Raw genomic sequence first — 18,097 nt, forward strand, 5'->3', positions numbered from 1 at the left:
ATACCTCGTGTCATCCAAGTCCGGGCCACAACGATTTCGTTATCGTGAGCCGTGAATTTCCCGGTTGCGCTGCTTCTGCTGGTCGCCCTTGCGAACCATGACATACACCGCGCCGGTGCCGCCGTGGTGTTTCTGTGCAGAGTGAAACGCCAGCACCTCATCCAGTTCCGGCAGCCAACGGGCCAGGTAACTCTTCAGCTGGGCGATTCCGTCCGGGTTACGTTCGCCCTTGCCGTGGAGAATGATCACCGAGCGCAGGCCATAGCGAACACAGTCCTTCACGAACCCGAACACTTCCCGGCGAGCTTCTTCCACGGTCATTCGATGCAGGTCCAGCCGCGCCTCGATGGGGTACTGTCCCAACCGCAGCTTGCGAAAAACGCCGTGCTGGACGCCCGGACGCTGCCAACTGAGAATGTCATGGGCCGTCAGCGGGTCTACATCCGATGCGGTCAGCGGGTTCGCATCCCGGGAGGGTGCATCCACTGCTGCTCGCTGACGCTCCAGGTGACCCGGTGTCAGCTCACGGGGAGCCACCACCTCGGCACGGTTCGGCCGACGGATCCGCTGGACGTCTTTCATCTGCTCCAGGAATAACAGGCGCTCGTCTTTGGAAGTCATGGTACGTTTCGGGCTGAGCAGGGTTGAACCGGCACTTTACCACCGGCTATCACCGGCATAAAGCAGCAGACACGGCGCCGGACCAATTGATCATTATACGACCAAAGACCGAAACCGGAGCGGTGCCACAATGGGTTACACTCACGGTAGTGACAACAAAAAGAGAGCCAGGTTCATGACCCAGGAACAGGAAGCCACCCTGCCCCAGAACACCCGCTCCATCATGGCGTTCCTCAGGGAGCACGCGCCGTTTTCAAGCATGGATGACGCCCATCTGGCGCTGTTCGCCGAACACGCCACCCTGCGGTTCTATGCCGACGGCGACAAGGTGATTGCACCCGAGGATGGCCCGGTCACCACCTTCAACGTGGTCAAGCAGGGGCGCATCCGGGGCGAGCGTAACAACCCGAAAACCGGCGAGCCGGAAACCACCTTCGAGATCAGCCAGGGCGAATGCTTCCCGCTGGCCGCACTGGTGGGGGAACGACCTACGCAAACCCTGCACCGGGCCACTGGTGACACCTTCTGCCTGAGCCTGGACCACAAGGACTTCGTCACCCTGTTCTCGGAAAGCGATTCCTTCCGCGACTTCTGCCTGCGCGGCGTCAGCAGCCTGCTGGACCAGGTCAACCAGCGCATCCAGTCCGGGGCCATGGCCTCACTGGGCTCGTCCAATTCACTGGACACGCCGCTGGAACGCTATGCCCTGCGCAACCCCATTGTCTGTTCCCCTGACATGCCGGTGCGCAAGGCCGTAGCCAAGATGCACGACAACAGCGTGGGCAGCATCATCATCACCGATGACCAGCGCCACCCCAAGGGCATTTTCACCCTTCGTGACCTGCGCACCCTGGTGGCAGAGGAAACCTGTTCCCTGGAGACACCCATCGCCCAGGTGATGACAGCAGACCCCCACCACCTGCCGGCCACGGCGGACGCCTTCGAGGCAGCCATGCTGATGGCCGAGCACCACTTTGCCCATATCTGCGTGGTGGATGAGGACAACCGGCTGATCGGGGTAGTGTCCGAGCGGGACCTGTTTGCCCTGCAGCGGGTCGACCTGGTGCACCTGGCCCGGGCCATCGGCACCGCGCCCCAGCTCCAGTCGCTGGTTGCGTTGCGAGAGGATGTGTCCCGGCTGGTGGACGCCATGCTGGCCCATGGCGCAGACTCGGGTCAGGTCGTGAAAATCATAACCACCCTGAACGACATTACCGTGCGCCGGGTTCTGGAACTGAACCTGAAAAAGAACGACCCCGGAATTCCCTTCACCTGGCTCACCTTTGGCAGCGAAGGCCGCCAGGAACAGACCCTGCTGACAGACCAGGACAACGGAATCCTGTTCACTACCCCTGAAGGCATGACCCCGGACCAGGTGCGGGAAAAGCTACTGCCCTTTGCCGAGACCATCAACAAGGAGCTGGCACAGTGTGGCTTCACCTGGTGCAAGGGCAATATCATGGCCAGCAACCCGAAGCTGTGCCTCAGTGGTGAGGAATGGGACGACTGGTTCCTCAGGTTCATCGACGCCTCCACCCCCCAGAACCTTGTCTACTCGTCCATCTTCCTGGACATGCGGGCGGTGTACGGACCAATAGAGCCGCTAAAGGAACTGCTGGAAAAGATCCTGACCCGTATCCGCAAGAACGCACTTTTCCAGAAAATGCTGGCCGGCAACGCGTTGCAACGGCGACCACCGCTGAACATCTTTCGCGGCTTCCGGTATGCGCCTGACGGCGACCGCCACAGCCTGGACCTGAAACGCCAGGGGCTGTCACCCTTTGTGGAATCGGTGCGAGTGTTCGCCCTGGCCAACGGCGTTGCAACCGCCAACACCCTGGAACGGATGGAGGAGCTGGTTCGCAAGGGCGTGTTCGATGCCAAGGATGCCAACGCCTGGCAGGAGGCCTACAGCCTGATCCAGGCGATCCGCATGCGTGCTCACCAGGAGCAGTTGCAGCAGGGAGAGGAACTGTCCAACTACATCAACCCTGACAACCTGAACCCGCTGGACCGCCGTATCCTCAGGGAGTCTTTCCGGCAGGCCCAGCGCCTCCAGCAGAAGCTGGAAGTCACCTACCAGCTCTAGGAAAACACAACCATGCTGGATCAGTTCAAGAACTGGATTAATGGCAAACTTACCGGCACCGCGGAGCACCACGACGTCGCCCATTTGCCGCCACCAAAATCAGCAGGGGGCCAGCACCTGGACGACCTCCGGTTCATCGTACTGGATCTGGAGACCACTGGCCTCAATCCGGCGAAAGACAAGGTGATCGCCATAGGTGCCGTCGCCATCGATCGCATGGCCATCCCCCTGAGCGACCAGTTTGACCTGATCCTTCGCCGGCCCGAACTGGATATCCGCGAGACGGTACTGATCCACGGTATCGGCCCGGAAGCCCTGACCCGTGGTCATGAGACCCAGGACGCCCTGTTGCGATTGCTGGAATGGATGAACGGCGACCCGGTGCTGGCGTTTCACTCGGCGTTTGATCGCAAGTTCCTGGAAAAGGCCCTGCGCCAGCAACTGAACTACTCCCAGACGCACACCTGGCTCGATGTCGCCGAACTGATGCCCGCCTTCTTCCCCCACGCCCTGGAAGGCAACAAACGGCTGGACAACTGGGCGGACCACTTCGGCCTTGAGATTTCAGCCCGGCACCATGCCGCCGCCGACGCACTGGCCACCGCCGAACTCTCCCTGATCGCATTCAGGGAAGCTCGCGAACAGGGTGTTGTCACGCTCGACGACCTCCACCAGCGCCTGAAATATCACCAGCGCCTAAAGACCATGCGGCAATTGTGACGGATTTCTCATCCCGTTCGGAAAGTTCCCGAACACCCGCCCTGGCCCCCGATTAATCCCCGCCAAAACAACTTTTTACATTGTTGCAAAGCTCACTTAGACCTTTTGCCAATATCCATTAACGTCGCGAAAGGTAAAGTCAGAGATGGTAACCAGCAGGAGAAAAACCCGTGAATAACAATTTCCCATGGTTGCTCATCAAGGACAGCACTGGTCAATGCCCGCCGTATAACGGCAGAACAGTGACCTGGCTGGCTTTGGCTTTTCTCCCACTTACAAGCGTCTAAATCCTACAAAAACAAAACAGGAGACCTGTTATGTCTGACGCAAGCAGCAATGCTGTTCTGTACTGGAAGGCGAATCTGCGTCTGATACTGGGCTGCCTCATCGTGTGGGCACTCGTATCCTACGGCTTCGCAATCCTGCTACGACCCTTGCTTGCCGGTATTCCGGTGGGCGGTACCGACCTCGGATTCTGGTTTGCCCAACAGGGCTCCATACTGACCTTTATTGCCCTGATCTTCTTCTACGCCTGGCGTATGAACAAGCTGGATCAGCAATTCGGCCTGGCCGAGGAGGAGTGATCCGATGAGTCAGTTTGCGATTAACCTCATATTTGTCGGGGGCTCATTCCTCCTGTATATCCTTATCGCTGTGTGGGCCAAGGCTGGCAGCACCAGTGATTTCTACGTGGCTGGTGGCGGTGTTCACCCCATCACCAACGGCGCCGCTATCGGCGCAGACTGGATGTCAGCGGCATCCTTTATCTCCATGGCGGGCCTGATTGCCGCCGGTGGTTACGCCAACTCCACCTTCCTCATGGGCTGGACCGGCGGTTACGTATTGCTGGCCATGCTGCTGGCGCCTTACCTGCGGAAGTTCGGCAAGTTCACCGTACCCGAGTTCATCGGTGACCGGTTCTACAGCCGTAACGCCCGCCTGGTAGCGGTACTGTGCCTGATCGTGGCATCGGTAACCTACGTAATCGGTCAGATGGCCGGTGCTGGTGTAGCCTTCTCCCGCTTCCTGGAAGTGGACGCAACGACAGGGCTTATCATTGCTGCAGTTGTGGTCTTCATCTACGCCGTACTCGGTGGCATGAAGGGCATCACCTACACCCAGGTGGCCCAGTACTGCGTACTGATCATCGCCTACACCATTCCGGCGATCTTTATTGCCATCGAGCTGACTGGTAACCCGATCCCGCCGCTGGCCATGTTCTCCGAACACACCCAGTCCGGCCTGCCGGTTCTGGATAAGCTGAACCAGGTCATCACCGACCTCGGTTTCGGGTCCTACACGGCGGATGTGTCCAACAAGCTGAACATGGTGCTGTTCACGTTGTCGCTGATGATCGGTACCGCGGGCCTGCCCCACGTTATCATCCGCTTCTTCACTGTTCCCAAGGTGGCTGACGCACGCTGGTCTGCAGGCTGGGCACTGGTGTTCATCGCCCTGCTGTACCTGACAGCTCCGGCCGTTGCCTCCATGGCGCGTCTGAACCTGATGACAACCATCTATCCGGAAGGCACGGCGGCCGAGCCCATCGAATACGATCAGCGCCCGCAGTGGATCCAAGAGTGGGAGGTCACAGGTCTGATCACCTATGAGGACAAGAACGGCGACGGACGCATCCAGTACTACAATGACGCCAACGCCGACTTCGCTGACGAAGCCGAATCCCGCGGCTGGGCAGGCAACGAGTTCTCCTACAACCGGGATATCCTGGTGCTGGCGAACCCGGAAATTGCCAACCTGCCGGGCTGGGTCATCGGTCTGATTGCAGCGGGTGGTCTGGCAGCGGCACTGTCCACGGCGGCGGGTCTGTTGCTGGCCATCTCGTCGGCTATCAGTCACGACTTGATCAAGGGCGCGATCAACCCCGGTATCTCGGAAAAGGGCGAACTGCTGGCGGCCCGTATCTCCATGGCCGTGGCGATCGCGGTGGCAACGTACCTGGGGGCCAATCCACCCGGGTTCGCGGCACAGGTGGTGGCCTTGGCCTTCGGTATCGCAGCTGCCTCCCTGTTCCCGGCCCTGATGATGGGTATCTTCTCCAAGCGGGTGAACAATGTGGGTGCCATCAGCGGTATGCTGGCCGGCCTCAGCTTCACCCTGGTGTACATCTTCGTGTACAAGGGCTGGCTCTTCATTCCGGGAACCGCCAACCTGCCTGACAACGCTGCCAACTGGGTACTGGGTATCTCCCCGTTGTCCATTGGTGCCGTCGGTGCCCTGGTGAACTTTATCGTGGCCTTCGTGGTGTCCAACGCCACCGAGGAGCCGCCGGTAGAGATCCAGGAACTCGTGGAAAGCGTTCGCTATCCGCGGGGTGCTGGCAAGGCAGTGGATCACTAAGACATAATACGCCCCGCATTCAGATGCGAATCTGAACGGGTTGATCCAGGACGCCTCCTTTTCAGGAGGCCCGTTTTTTTACCGAGCCTCTCAAAAAGTCCCGGAAGCCAAGGCTCCCCCGATTTTTTCAGACGCTCCCAGAGGAAGTACTATGTTCTGGAACTTTGTCGCCACCATCATTTGTGGCCTAGCCGCTGCTGGCATTGCCATGAGCATTCGCGCAGCAACCGCCAAGAAGGCGCCCCGCTGGCTGATTCCGGTGTTTGCCGGGCTGGGCATGATGGGCTATCAGATCTACATGGAATACAACTGGTACGACCAGATGACCGCACGCATGCCGTCAGAATCGGTGGTGGTGGCTACCGAGTCACAGGCCGAATTCTGGCGTCCCTGGAGCTTCTTTTTTCCCCAGATCAACCGCATTACCGTGCTGGATACCAGCAGTATCGCCCGCAACCCCGCGAACGGGGATACAGCCCGCTTTCAGCTCTATCACTTCCGGCAGACCTACGGTGGCCGCGTTTCCAAGGGCACATGGCTGCTTAACTGCCCGAGCGGAGAGCTGGTTGCGCTGACTGACGAAGGCAAACCCGATACCCGGGAAGCCCGTCGCCTCAGCGGAGAAGACCCTCTGTTCAGGCAAGTCTGCGACTGAACCCGACCGTCAGGGAGTAACCGGAGATGATCAGTGTCTGGCTACTGGTAGTCATTTCCATCGCCTACATCTCCCTGCTGTTTGCCATCGCCTGGGCCGGTGACCGGCACCCGGGCCTTTACCGGAACAAGCTCGCACGCCCCCATATCTATGCCCTCTCCCTGGCAGTCTACTTTACCTCCTGGACGTTCTATGGTGCCGTCGGCCGCTCTACCCAGGAGGGTCTGGGCTTTCTGCCCATCTATCTTGGCCCCCTGCTGGTGTTCCTGTTCGGCACCCCGCTGCTGCGGCGCATCATCTACATCAGCAAACGCAGCAACAGTACGTCCATTGCCGACTTTATCGCCTCCCGCTATGGCAAATCCCAGTCCCTGGCTGCGCTGATAGCGGTATTCGCGCTGATCGGCAGCGTGCCCTATATCGCCCTGCAGCTTAAAGCCATCTCCCTGGGATTCAGTGTGCTGTCGGAAAGCGGCTCGGGCACGTCCCACCAGGCGGCCTGGAGTGATTCCGCCTGGTACATCACCCTGGTTCTGGCCGCATTCACCGTCCTGTTCGGCACCCGCCACCTTGAGTCCACCGAACACCACCGGGGCATGATCCAGGCGGTGGCCTTCGAGTCCATGATCAAGCTGATCGCCTTTGTCGCCGTCGGGCTGTTCGTGGGCTACGGCATGTACGAAGGCTTCGGGGACCTGCTTACCCGCGTCAGGGAAGCGGACCTGGTAGGCCAGCTCACCTGGGACGGCGTGCAGGCACCAGCGTTTATTACCCAGACCATCGTCTCCATGCTGGCGATCCTCTGCCTGCCCCGGCAATTCCACGTCATGGTCGTGGAGAACGCCGAGTACCGGGACTTCAATACGGCCCGGTGGGCCATGCCGGCCTACCTGATCATCGCCAGTGCGTTCGTACTGCCCATTGCAGCGGCCGGCCTGCTCAACGCCGGCGGCGAAGGCGTCAATCCGGACATGCTGACCCTCACCCTCCCCATTATGGAAGAGCAGAGGTGGCTGGCCATCCTGGCCTTCCTTGGCGGGGGCTCCGCTGCCGCCGCCATGGTCATCGTCTGTTCAGTAGCCATCGCCACCATGGTGAGCAACGAAATCGTCATGCCGGGCCTGCTCAAGTTCTTCCGGCCCCGGATGAACCGGCAGGCGGATCTCAGCCGGCTGCTGCTGAGCATACGCCGTGTCACCATATTCCTGGTACTGATGACCGCCTATGGTTTCTACCGCCTGGCCGGGGCCGATTACAGCCTGACTGCGTTCGGCCTGCTGTCGTTTGCGGCCGCCGCCCAGTTTGGCCCCTCGCTGATTGGCGGAATTCTCTGGCGCAGGGGCAACTACAACGGAGCAATCTGGGGCCTCGCCATCGGCTTTGCCATGTGGTGCTATACCCTGCTGATCCCCGCGCTGGCCTCCACCGGTTGGCTCAGCGACACCCTTATCGACCAGGGGCTGTGGGGCCTGAACTGGACCCGGCCAACGGCCCTGCTCGGGCTGGAACTGGATATGATCAGCCACGGCATCATCTGGTCCCTGGGCATCAACACCCTGGTCTATGTACTCCTCTCCATGACCACCCGCCAGCGGGTTCGCGAGAAGATCCAGATTGCTTCGTTCTTCCATGACCCCCATCCACGGGCGGAAACGTCCCAGCAACAGGTCTGGCAGGGCGAGGTGCTTACTGCCGACCTGCAGGCCCTGGCAGAGCGGTTCATGGGTGAGGAACGTGCGGAGGCCCTCTTCACCAACTACGAACGCCGTAACGCCATGAGGCTCTCCCCCCAGCGCCCCGCCAGTACGCACCTGATGCGTTACATCGAGCGCCAGCTGGCTTCGGTCATCGGTGCTTCCACCGCGCGGGTGGTGCTGGAGTCCACCCTGACCGGTCGTGACATGCAGATCGAGGATGTGGTCAGCATCGTCGACGAGGCCTCCCAGGCCATGACCTTCAGCCGGGAGTTGCTGCAATCTGCCATCGAGAACATCAGCCTCGGCGTATCGGTGGTCAACCACCAGCAACAGCTGGTGGTCTGGAACCGCCGTTACCTTGAACTGTTTTCCTACCCCAAAGGCTATGTCCGGGCTGGCCGCCCCATGCAGGACCTGATGCGCTACAACCTGACCAGCGCCAACCTGCCTGCACGACGCATCGACGAGATTATCAGCGACCGCTGTGATGCGATGAAACAGGGCCGCCCCCTGTCCTATGAGCGGCACCGGCCGGATGGCACGGTGCTGAAAATTGAAGGTAGCCCTATTCCCGGCGGTGGTTACGTCACCACCTTCCAGGACATTACTGCCATGCGCCGCACGGAGCAGGCCCTGAAGGAAACCAATATTTACCTGGAGCAGCGGGTCAAGGAGCGCACCCAGGAACTACAGGTCATCAACGAACAGATGCTCAAGGCCAAGTCCGTTGCCGAACAGGCCAATCAGAGCAAGACTCGTTTCCTGGCCTCCGCCAGCCATGACCTTCTGCAACCACTGAATGCGGCGCGCTGTTTGCCTCGGCACTGCAGAACAAGGTCATCACCGAGGAAACCCGGGAACTGGCCAGTCACCTGGACAGCTCGTTGGGCGCGGCGGAAGAAATCATCAGCACACTACTGGATATCTCGAAACTGGATGCGGGTGCACTGGAGCCTGATATCAGCAGCTTCCCGGTTAACGACATGCTGCGACACCTGGCCACCGAATTCAGTGCCATTGCCGCAGACCAGGAACTGTCCCTGAAGGTAGTCCCAAGCTCCACCTGGGTGACGTCAGACGCCAAGCTGTTACGCAGGGTGGTCCAGAACTTCCTGTCCAACGCGATTCGTTACACCGGCAGTGGCGGACGCATACTGCTGGGGTGCAGGAGGCTGAAGGGCTACCTGCGCATTGAAGTGTGGGATACCGGCCCGGGCATTCCGGACGACCAGCTGAAGTACATCTTCGAGGAGTTCCGCCGCCTGCGGCAGGGCCGCGACAAGAACGGCCTGGGTCTGGGGCTGGCTATCGTTGACCGTATCAGTGGCATGCTGGGTCATCCCGTTAACGTGCACTCCCGTGTCGGCCGAGGCAGCACATTCACCATTACCGTACCGCTGGCAAAGGCCGAGGTCAGGGATGCACCGCCGGCCACCACGCGTAACGGCAGTCGCGGCCTGTCCACCCTGAGGGGTCTGAAAGTACTCTGTATCGACAATGACGCCCACATCCTCGAAGGCATGGAAGCCTTGCTGGGCAACTGGCATTGCCAAACCACCACGGCACTCAGCCTGGAGGATGCCCGTACTGCCCTTGGCGGTGAACGGCCAGACATTATCCTGGCAGACTATCAGCTCGACGACGACCAGAATGGCCTGGACGCCATGGACGCGCTTAGGGACGACCTTGGTTTTGCTGTGCCCGGAGTACTCATTACCGGTTACCTTGGGGAAGAGGTCCGTGAAGATGCCATCCGGCGGGGCTACCATGTACTCTATAAACCGGTTAAGCCCGCGGCCTTGCGGGCACTGGTCAACAAACTCATCAAGAAGCGCGCATGATCAATACGTCCGGTGAACACAGCTTTTCCACCAGCATCCGCAAACTCCGTTTTCTGGTGGTGGATGATTTCGAGAACTTCCGCAACTCCATGCGACAGATGCTGCGTTCCCTGGGGGCTGAAAAAATCGAACTGGTCCATAATGGCGCCGCCGCCGTGCAACGTTGTGCCTATGATCATTTCGACGTCCTGCTATGCAATTACAACCTCGGGGAAGGCAAGAGCGGTCAGCATGTGCTGGAAGAACTGCGCCACCGCAAGCTGTTGCATCACTCGTCCCTTTTCCTGATGGTGACGGCCGAAACCTCCCGGGAAATGGTCATGGGGGCGCGGGAATATCACCCGGACGCCTACCTCACCAAGCCGATTAACCGGGCGATGCTGGAAAAACGCCTGGGCGCACTGGCTGAGCGCCGGGAGGCCCTGCTTCCGGTCACCCGGGCAATGGACCTGGAGGACAACCCGGAAGCCATTCAGCAATGCCTTTCGCTGCTGTCCCAGTATCCCCGGCATCGTTCCTGGATCTACAAGACCCTCGCGGAACTTTATGTACAGGTAGGCGACTATGGCCAGGCCCGCAAGATCTACGATGACATACTCAGCCAGCGCTCCCTGTCCTGGGCACGGCTTGGCAAGGCAAGGGTTCTGCTGGCCGAAGGTCACCTGGACGAAGCGATTGTTGCCCTGCAACGCCTGGTCGAGGATCACCCGGACTACCTGGAAGCCTACGACCTGCTGTCAGAAAGCCTCAAACGCAATGGTAAGTCCGGCCAGGCCCAGAAAGTCCTGCAGAGGGCCGCAGAACTGTCGCCCAACGCCCTGTTGCGCCAACGGGACCTTGCGAAACTGGCGACCCAGAACCACGACATCGACACAGCCACCGACGCCTGGCGACGCACCGTTAACCTGGGCACCTGGTCCGTTCACGATAACCCGGACCATCACCTGGCCCTTGGCCGGTCTCTCACGGACCTGAGTGAGGGCGACCCTGGCGGCGAAGGCAAGGAATACGCCGATGAAGCCGTGCGGGTGCTGAAGCACCTGGAGCGCAGGTTTCCGGAAGCACCTGATATCGGCCCCCGCACCATGCTGGTGCGGGCCCGCATCGTTGCTGCCCGGGGCAATCGCACCAAGGCCATGAAATTCCTCGAGGAAGCCCGGGCAGCCCTGCCGGAAGACAAGCTTTCGGCCGACGCCGGACTCGACCTGGCCAAGACACTCTACCGGGTGGGCCAAAACCGGGAGGCCGAGCAGCTGCTGGCCTCGCTGGCCCAGAGATTCGAGGGAGAGGCCGATACCATTGAGCAGATCGAGAACCTGATGGATGAACCCGTGGGCCTGCAACAGCGTCTGCAGGCCCGAACGCTCAACCGGGAAGGTATCCAGGCCTTTGAAAAAGGCGGCCTTCCCGAGGCGGCCCGGTTCTTCGAACAGGCCCTGGACATTGTGCCAAACCACGCCGCGCTCAACCTCAACCTGGTCCAGACCCGCATGAAGCAGCTGCAGGATGGCGACCGCTCAGTGGTACGCCAGCATGCACTCGCCCAGTGCCACCGCTGCTTCCAGGCCCTGGAAAACCTGCCGCCGCAACACCGTCAGTACCGCCGCTACCTGGCCATGAAAAGAAAAATGGAGTCTATGAATGAGTGACCACCGCCAGCCAGCCGCTGCAGACCGGAAGATCGACAATCCGGATTTTCCATGGTCATCGCCTCGGCGGTGCACGATATGAAGAACTCCCTCGGTATGCTGCTCAGTACCCTGGATGACCTGCGGGAAGAACAGGAGGGCGTCCTGGGGGATAACCCGCGCTTCAATACCCTGCAGTATGAAGCGGAGCGGGTCCACAGTGACCTGGTGCAGCTACTGGGAATCTATCGCCTGGGCGAACAAAAGCTCTCTGCCCATAGCGACGAGCACTATGTGGCGGAATTCCTGCAGCAACAGCTGGCCCGCCATGAACGACTCCTGCAGGGTTATGGGGTCAACTATGACATTGACGCCGATAACGATGTCGTTGGTTTTTTCGACGACGAGCTCATCTCGGGCGTCATCGCCAGCACCCTGAACAACGCCATTCGCTATACCCGTAGTCGCCTGCAACTTGGCGCCCGGGAGCAGGATGGCTGGCTGGTTATTACCGTGGAAGACGATGGCAGCGGTTACCCGGCACATATGAGGGAAGCCGGTGCAGAACTCCTGAAGGCCCCGGACTTCAGCAGCGGCTCTACCAGCCTGGGGCTTTACTTCGCCTCCGCCATAGCCCACCTGCATCAGAATAACGGCAAGCACGGTACGATACGCCTGCATAATGAGGGCAAACTGGGCGGTGGTGTGTTCGAAATCTGGCTGCCTTGAGTTGTGTGATAGGCAGACATCATTGTTAGCAAAGCTGGATTCGGCAACCTGTGCCACAATTTGCTAACGGTTGACTTGAATTACCCCCCCACCCGGGACTAACGTGTTGCGAGCCCTCAGGGATCGGTCAGGGACTGGCAAGACCGAAGCGGAACGAGGGCCCTCGTAAAGACAGGGAGAACACCATGCCCCGTGGCAACGCACTCATTGTTGATGACTCCTCCACCGCGAGGATCATCCTCGCCAGGCTGCTGGAGAAAGCCGATCTCACCAGCAAGGGCGTCGGCTCGGCCGAGGAAGCCCTGAGCCTGGTTCAGCATGAGCAATTTGACCTGATCTTCCTGGATCACCTGTTGCCAGGCATGAACGGTTTCGAGGCGCTGGACAAGCTCAAGGGGCAACCGGAGAGCCGGGACATCCCGGTGTTCATGTACACCTCCCAGAACGCTGATCGCTACCTCCAGGACGCAAAGGCCCGGGGCGCCGCGGGCGTGATCGGCAAGCAGGTGGAACGTGAACAGCTCATCCAGATGATCGACACCATCCTGGCAGACGGCGACAGTGAACCGGATTTTGCGGCACCGGAACTGAGCCCCTACCAGACCGTGGCCGACCAGTCCTACCTGCGCAAGCTCACCGGCCGCCTTTCCACCCTGGAAATTGCCTATGAAGAGGCCAACGAGGACATCCGTGCGATGAAGCAGCACATGGCTCGGGTTGATGCCCGGTTCCAGGAGGAACTCGAGTCCCGGGTGGGCAAGGTGCGTCGATTGTGGATGCTTACAACGCTGGTCTTCGTTCTGGTGGCGCTGTTTCTGGGGCTACAGATCAACAGCCTTTCGGAAACGGTAGATGGCCTGAACACCCAGCTCGCGCTGATCAGTCAGATGATTGGCGGCCTGATGGAACTGGTTGGTGGAGGCGGGGACGGAGGTTAATGCACCGCCCCGGCCTGCTGACGAATCAGAGATTCAGCACGTCCAGCCGACCATAGTCCGGCTCTGCCTCAACGGTCTGCACCGGCGCCACGCCACCTGCGCGTGAGCGGCCCTCGGCAAAGTCATAAAGGCTGGTATCGGCGAGGTGGGATGGTTCCACATTACACATGGCCCGGAACATGGTTTCGATCCGCCCCGGGTGTTGCCTGTCCCACTGCTGCAGCATGTCTTTGACCACCTGCCGCTGAAGGTTTTCCTGGGAACCGCAGAGGTTGCAGGGAATGATCGGGTATTCCCTTAGCGTCGCATAGCGGGCAATGTCTTTCTCACGGCTGTAGGCCAGGGGACGGATGACGGTATTGCGACCATCATCACTGAACAGTTTGGGAGGCATAGACTTCATTTTGCCGCCGTAGAACATGTTCAGGAACAGGGTCTCCAGCAGGTCATCCCGGTGATGGCCCAGGGCGATCTTGGTGATGCCATGCTCTTCGGCAAAGTTATACAGGATGCCCCGCCGTAGCCTGGAACACAGGCCACAGGTGGTCTTGCCCTCGGGCACCTTTTCCTTGACGATGCTGTAGGTGTCCTTTTCGATGATGTGATATTCAATCCCCAGACCAGCGAGATACTCCGGCAGCACGTGCTCCGGAAATCCCGGCTGCTTCTGGTCCAGGTTCACCGCAATCAGCTCGAAAGGTACCGGGGCGCTTTTCTGTAGATTCATCAGGATATCCAGCATGGTATAGGAATCCTTGCCTCCGGAAAGGCACACCATGACCCGGTCACCGGACTCGATCATGCGGAAGTCCTGGATCGCCTGGCCGGCTTCCCGTCGCAGGCGCTTCTGGAGCTTGTTGGTCTCCAGCTTGCGCTCACGCTCCGCCTCGCTGTCGGGTGTGACAGATACCGCTTCCGGCGTCATTACGTCTGACATAATCAACCTGTGGCCATGATGGAATGGGGTGAATCAATCGGCCGCGATTATACCGGAGCTACGCCACCCAAGTCAGGCCCTGTGGCTGCGTACAAGCCACCATCCGCCGAACCGGGTACGATTCTTCACCCTTTCGGGCTTGGGATACCGCACCCGCTGACATAACATGGCAGCATGAGTGAGGATGCCATTTCAGATAAATCGTCCACCGAAGGCGAGCCTGCAGATCATCAGGGCCAGGCCCTTGAGCACCACGTTCAGTTACTGACCGCAGCCACAGAGTCCTGCCTGCGTGAAGCAGGCAACCTGTCGGAGCTGGAGTTGATCCGACAACTGCAACGGCCGCCCTGGGAACTGATCGGCCCGGTAGATTATGCGGACCCCGCTGCCCTGTACCCGGTGCACTTCCTGCTGTTCCATGTACTTTACCGTCTGCGGGATGACCTGGCTGCCACCGGTGAGACGCTGGTCATCTCACCCCTTACGATCAGCCTGCAACATGACGATGTCATTGCCGGCACCGGCCTCCCTGGCCAAATAGACCCGTTGCGGGATTTCTACCTGGACCTGGACCAGTACCGAATGCCCGAGGCCGACATCCACCGCATGGTGGATGATTTCTGGGCCGGACGTGCCGGCCAGGGCCCAGGGGCGGACTCGGCTGAAAGTGCCGCCGCGGTACTGGGCTTCGAAACGCTGCCGGCGGACTTTGCCTCGGTCAAGCACCGGTTCCGACGGGCGGTCATGCAGGCCCACCCTGATCGCGGCGGTGATACCGCCCAGGTCCAGCAACTGAACGACGCGTTTACGACACTGCGACACTACTTCCGCCACGGAGAGTCCCGATGCTGAACCGGACCGTGCTGGCTGCCCTGGTCACCCTTACGCCACTCACAGCCCAGTCCGACCTGGTGGTACTGCAATATCACCACGTCAGTGACCAGACACCGCCAAGTACCAGCACGACGGTTGAGCTCTTTCGGTCCCACCTGTCCCGTATCCGGGAACTGGGGCTGGACGTGGCGCCGCTGGAGTCTGCCACGCGGTCTGCCCTCAGTGGCGAACTGAGCGATCAGGAACAGGTCGCCATTACCTTCGACGACGCCTATGCCTCGGTGTGGACCACCGCAGCCCCCATTCTGGAAGAGTATGGTTATCCCTACACCATTTTCGTGAACACCGATGCCGTAGGCAGCCGCGGCTATATGACCTGGGAGCAACTGGAACAGGCAAGTGAACGGGAAGGCGTCACCATCGCCAACCACAGCCATGACCATGGCCACCTGGCCAGGCGCCCCGACGAACCGAAGGGGGCGTGGCTCCAGCGAATCACCGCCAGCCTGGACCAGGCCCAATCGATCCTTGACGAGAAACTGGGGGCAACGGCACCACTGTTTGCCTACCCCTATGGTGAATATGACTCAGCACTGGAAGAGATGATCGATCAGCGCGGCTGGCTCGCCTACGGACAACAGTCCGGCGCCATCGGCCAAACCTCGGACACCAGCCGGTTGCCTCGCTTCCCCCTGGCCACGGCCCATGGCCAGCTTGATGGCCTCGATCACAAGCTGCGCAGCCGATCGCTACCGGTGATCGACGATGCCCCGGGTAACAGTATCGTCCAGGACAATCCACCGGAACTGAGCCTGACCCTTCCCGACGGTTTCCGCACCGGAGCACTGACCTGCTTTGCCTCCGGCCAGGGTCGCATCCCTTTAACCGCAGACCAACAGACGGTTTCTGTCCGTGCTCCGGAGCCTTTCAGCAGCCGTCGTTTTCGGTACAACTGCACCTATCCTGCCGGCGACGGACGCTTTTACTGGTTCTCCCGCCAGTGGGTAGACCTCTCAAGACCGGAAGACTGAGACGGGAGCGGAGCCGGTTGTCGTGACCGGTTCCCGTCCCGGCCCTGCGATCACACCGTAAATGCCACGCCCATCAGCAGGTAACCCAGCAGGGTCACCAGCACGATACCGATCAGGTTGAGCACAAAGCCGGCACGGATCATATCGCTGATGGCCATATACCCGCTGCCGAAGACAATCGCATTGGGTGGCGTGGCCACGGGCATCATGAAGGCGCAACTGGCAGCGATCGCAGCTGGCACCGTCAGCAGCACCGGCGAGATGCCCTGCCCCACAGCCAGCGCGCCGAGCAAGGGCAGAAAAGCCGCTGCCGTGGCGGTATTGCTGGTCACCTCGGTCAGGAAAATGATCACTGCCACCACCAGTCCCACCATCAGCAACATGGGCAGGGTTTCCAGTGACGACAGGCTTTCGGCAATGGCATCCGCCAGCCCGGAACTGCTGATCACACCCGCCAGCGCCAGGCCACCACCGAACAGCAACAGGACGCCCCAGGGAAGGTCACGGGCGCTGTCCCAGTCCATCAGGGCGTTACCATCCCGCTGGCCCGAACGGAGGATGAACAACAACACCGCCGCGAAGATGGCGATCACCGTGTCACTAAGCCACGGCAACGTACCCGATAGCAGGGGCCTGCAGATCCAGGCTGCTGCGGTCAGGCCGAACAGGGTCGCCACGCGGATTTCAGCCTTGCCCATAGGGCCAAGACTCCTGAGTTCGTCACGGATTGCCTCTCCCGCACCGGCTGAGGCGCCGATACCGAAATCCCGACGGCTCAGCCACCACCAGATCACCAGCAGCATGAGTGCCGCCACCGGCACGCCGATAATCATCCACTGGGCGAAGCCCAGGGGAATGTCCTGCTGATCTGACAGGTAAGCTGCCAACAGCGCGTTCGGCGGGGTTCCGATCAGGGTGGCGATACCACCAACGCTGGCGGAATAGGCTATGGCAAGCAGCAGTGCAACGCCGAAGCGCCGGCGGCTTTCGTCATCCGGTGCGTGCACCATGCTCAATACCGACAGGCCGATCGGCAGCATCATGATGGCGGTCGCCGTATTGGAAACCCACATGCTGAGAAAGGCCGTCGCCACCATGAACCCGGCAATCTGGCGCCGTGGGCTTGTCCCTACCAGCAACAGTATGTGCAGGGCAATACGGCGGTGCAGGTTCCAGCGCTGCATCGCCAGCCCCAGGGTAAACCCCCCCAGGAACAGGAATATGATGGGGTTGGCGTAGGGTACGGTAGCATCCGTGACGGTTCCCAGGCCCAGCGCCGGGATCAGCACAATGGGTAACAGCGACGTAGCCGGAATTGGAATCGCTTCAGTTGCCCACCAGGCGGCCATGAGCATCATCAGTCCCAGTGCCGCCCATGCGGACCCGTCCAGGTCACCCGGCGGCGGCACCACCAGGGTAAGGGCAAAAAGTGCGAGGCCGGTAAACAATCCGATAACCCGGCTCTTCGGCATCTTCCAGGACGTGTCATCAACTGTCTGCGTCATGGGGTCCGGTCCTTTTTCTATCGGCAACAGGCCGACCCAGCCTGAGACTGAAGTCGCCGGCACCCGGTGGTGAGTTTAGTGAGGGGGAGAAAAGACGGGACTATTCTGCAGCTTCGGCACAACGAACGCAAAGCGACGTCCAGGGCAGAATATTCAGGCGCTCAGGGTTGATTTCGTTGCCGCACCTTTCACACAGACCTCCTTCTCCCTGATCGATGCGGTCCAGGGCATGGATGACCTGGCGCAGCTCTTCCCGCACTTCCTGTTCAAGGGAGTCGACCACTTCATCATTTTGCAACTGCACTGCCTGTTCCTCGAAATCGGCTTCCAGTTTGCCGCTCTCCCGATGCTGGTGGGCCTCGTAGCGCTCAAGGCGGCGAGTCAGTTCCTGCTTCAGGCGCTGAAGTTCTTCTGTACGGGTATTGGCCATAGTAAAACCACCTCCGGGGTGACGTCGTGCTTTGACAAGCGAAAATGTAAAAAACCGTAAGGATATCGGAAAGAATGGCTGAGC

Annotated in this window: 14 protein-coding genes and 1 pseudogene; 11 read left to right on the top strand and 4 right to left on the bottom strand. The window is 60.3% G+C overall.

Annotation, left to right across the window (positions count from 1 at the left end; all coding sequences use genetic code 11):
• Positions 1–39: 39 nt before the first annotated feature.
• Positions 40–621: a DNA endonuclease SmrA gene (gene smrA / locus LJ360_RS12135; RefSeq protein WP_264994096.1), complete on the bottom strand. Its 582-nt coding sequence runs from the start codon at positions 619–621 to the stop codon at positions 40–42.
• A gap of 175 nt (positions 622–796) precedes the next feature.
• Between smrA and LJ360_RS12140 the strand changes: the two genes are divergently transcribed.
• The 9 genes and pseudogenes from LJ360_RS12140 to LJ360_RS12185 all read left to right on the top strand — a co-directional run bounded on the left by LJ360_RS12140 (position 797) and on the right by LJ360_RS12185 (position 13,276).
• Entirely contained in the window at positions 797–2,710 is a 1,914-nt protein-coding gene (locus tag LJ360_RS12140) for a putative nucleotidyltransferase substrate binding domain-containing protein (RefSeq protein WP_091848450.1), read from the top strand.
• Positions 2,711–2,722: 12 nt separating this feature from the next.
• The gene (locus LJ360_RS12145; RefSeq protein WP_091848451.1) at positions 2,723–3,430 is read left to right on the top strand and encodes a PolC-type DNA polymerase III; all 708 of its coding nucleotides are present in this window, start codon (positions 2,723–2,725) and stop codon (positions 3,428–3,430) included.
• A 317-nt stretch (positions 3,431–3,747) separates the two neighbouring features.
• A complete protein-coding gene (locus LJ360_RS12150) occupies positions 3,748–4,014 on the top strand; it encodes a DUF4212 domain-containing protein (RefSeq protein WP_091848452.1) in 267 nt (88 codons plus the stop codon).
• A 4-nt stretch (positions 4,015–4,018) separates the two neighbouring features.
• A complete protein-coding gene (locus LJ360_RS12155) occupies positions 4,019–5,788 on the top strand; it encodes a sodium:solute symporter family protein (protein ID WP_091848453.1) in 1,770 nt (589 codons plus the stop codon).
• 151 nt (positions 5,789–5,939) lie between these two features.
• Positions 5,940–6,443 (top strand): hypothetical protein, encoded by a 504-nt coding sequence (locus LJ360_RS12160; RefSeq protein ID WP_091848454.1) that lies wholly within the window; start codon positions 5,940–5,942, stop codon positions 6,441–6,443.
• Between the two features lie 26 nt (positions 6,444–6,469).
• Positions 6,470–9,981, top strand: a pseudogene (locus LJ360_RS12165) (NahK/ErcS family hybrid sensor histidine kinase/response regulator).
• Complete coding sequence (locus LJ360_RS12175) at positions 9,978–11,630, top strand: tetratricopeptide repeat-containing response regulator (RefSeq protein WP_264994099.1); 1,653 nt, start codon at positions 9,978–9,980, stop codon at positions 11,628–11,630. Before LJ360_RS12165 ends, LJ360_RS12175 begins: the two are co-directional and overlap by 4 nt.
• Before the next feature lie 78 nt (positions 11,631–11,708).
• Complete coding sequence (locus LJ360_RS12180; RefSeq protein ID WP_264994100.1) at positions 11,709–12,338, top strand: sensor histidine kinase; 630 nt, start codon at positions 11,709–11,711, stop codon at positions 12,336–12,338.
• 185 nt (positions 12,339–12,523) lie between these two features.
• Entirely contained in the window at positions 12,524–13,276 is a 753-nt protein-coding gene (locus tag LJ360_RS12185; RefSeq protein ID WP_264994101.1) for a response regulator, read from the top strand.
• Between the two features lie 25 nt (positions 13,277–13,301).
• Here the strand turns inward: LJ360_RS12185 and ttcA are convergent, their stop codons facing one another.
• Entirely contained in the window at positions 13,302–14,201 is a 900-nt protein-coding gene (gene ttcA, locus LJ360_RS12190) for a tRNA 2-thiocytidine(32) synthetase TtcA (RefSeq protein WP_091848678.1), read from the bottom strand.
• 186 nt (positions 14,202–14,387) lie between these two features.
• Here ttcA and LJ360_RS12195 point away from each other — a divergent pair, with 186 nt between their 5' ends.
• Positions 14,388–15,065 (top strand): DNA-J related domain-containing protein, encoded by a 678-nt coding sequence (locus LJ360_RS12195; protein WP_091848459.1) that lies wholly within the window; start codon positions 14,388–14,390, stop codon positions 15,063–15,065.
• On the top strand, positions 15,059–16,078 hold the full coding sequence (locus LJ360_RS12200) for a polysaccharide deacetylase family protein (protein WP_091848460.1): 1,020 nt from the start codon (positions 15,059–15,061) through the stop codon (positions 16,076–16,078). The genes LJ360_RS12195 and LJ360_RS12200 overlap by 7 nt, the downstream gene beginning before the upstream one ends.
• 50 nt (positions 16,079–16,128) lie before the next feature.
• Here the strand turns inward: LJ360_RS12200 and LJ360_RS12205 are convergent, their stop codons facing one another.
• Both LJ360_RS12205 and LJ360_RS12210 read right to left on the bottom strand, forming a co-directional pair.
• Positions 16,129–17,583 carry an SLC13 family permease gene (locus LJ360_RS12205; RefSeq protein WP_413774363.1) on the bottom strand — a complete coding sequence of 485 codons (1,455 nt, stop codon included), beginning with the start codon at positions 17,581–17,583 and terminating at the stop codon, positions 16,129–16,131.
• A gap of 100 nt (positions 17,584–17,683) precedes the next feature.
• Entirely contained in the window at positions 17,684–18,013 is a 330-nt protein-coding gene (locus LJ360_RS12210; protein WP_091848461.1) for a TraR/DksA family transcriptional regulator, read from the bottom strand.
• Between the last annotated feature and the right edge of the window lie 84 nt (positions 18,014–18,097).

The sequence above is a fragment of the Marinobacter sp. AN1 genome (genome assembly GCF_026013985.1).
Taxonomy (GTDB): Bacteria; Pseudomonadota; Gammaproteobacteria; order Pseudomonadales; family Oleiphilaceae; genus Marinobacter; species Marinobacter segnicrescens.

Bases quoted from the DNA above. Each gene is read 5' to 3' on its own strand.
- smrA (WP_264994096.1), bottom strand. From the start codon at position 621: ATGACTTCCAAAGACGAGCGCCTGTTATTCCTGGAGCAGATGAAAGAC.
- LJ360_RS12140 (WP_091848450.1), top strand. From the start codon at position 797: ATGACCCAGGAACAGGAAGCCACCCTGCCCCAGAACACCCGCTCCATC.
- LJ360_RS12145 (WP_091848451.1), top strand. From the start codon at position 2,723: ATGCTGGATCAGTTCAAGAACTGGATTAATGGCAAACTTACCGGCACC.
- LJ360_RS12150 (WP_091848452.1), top strand. From the start codon at position 3,748: ATGTCTGACGCAAGCAGCAATGCTGTTCTGTACTGGAAGGCGAATCTG.
- LJ360_RS12155 (WP_091848453.1), top strand. From the start codon at position 4,019: ATGAGTCAGTTTGCGATTAACCTCATATTTGTCGGGGGCTCATTCCTC.
- LJ360_RS12160 (WP_091848454.1), top strand. From the start codon at position 5,940: ATGTTCTGGAACTTTGTCGCCACCATCATTTGTGGCCTAGCCGCTGCT.
- LJ360_RS12175 (WP_264994099.1), top strand. From the start codon at position 9,978: ATGATCAATACGTCCGGTGAACACAGCTTTTCCACCAGCATCCGCAAA.
- LJ360_RS12180 (WP_264994100.1), top strand. From the start codon at position 11,709: ATGAAGAACTCCCTCGGTATGCTGCTCAGTACCCTGGATGACCTGCGG.
- LJ360_RS12185 (WP_264994101.1), top strand. From the start codon at position 12,524: ATGCCCCGTGGCAACGCACTCATTGTTGATGACTCCTCCACCGCGAGG.
- ttcA (WP_091848678.1), bottom strand. From the start codon at position 14,201: ATGACGCCGGAAGCGGTATCTGTCACACCCGACAGCGAGGCGGAGCGT.
- LJ360_RS12195 (WP_091848459.1), top strand. From the start codon at position 14,388: ATGAGTGAGGATGCCATTTCAGATAAATCGTCCACCGAAGGCGAGCCT.
- LJ360_RS12200 (WP_091848460.1), top strand. From the start codon at position 15,059: ATGCTGAACCGGACCGTGCTGGCTGCCCTGGTCACCCTTACGCCACTC.
- LJ360_RS12205 (WP_413774363.1), bottom strand. From the start codon at position 17,583: ATGACGCAGACAGTTGATGACACGTCCTGGAAGATGCCGAAGAGCCGG.
- LJ360_RS12210 (WP_091848461.1), bottom strand. From the start codon at position 18,013: ATGGCCAATACCCGTACAGAAGAACTTCAGCGCCTGAAGCAGGAACTG.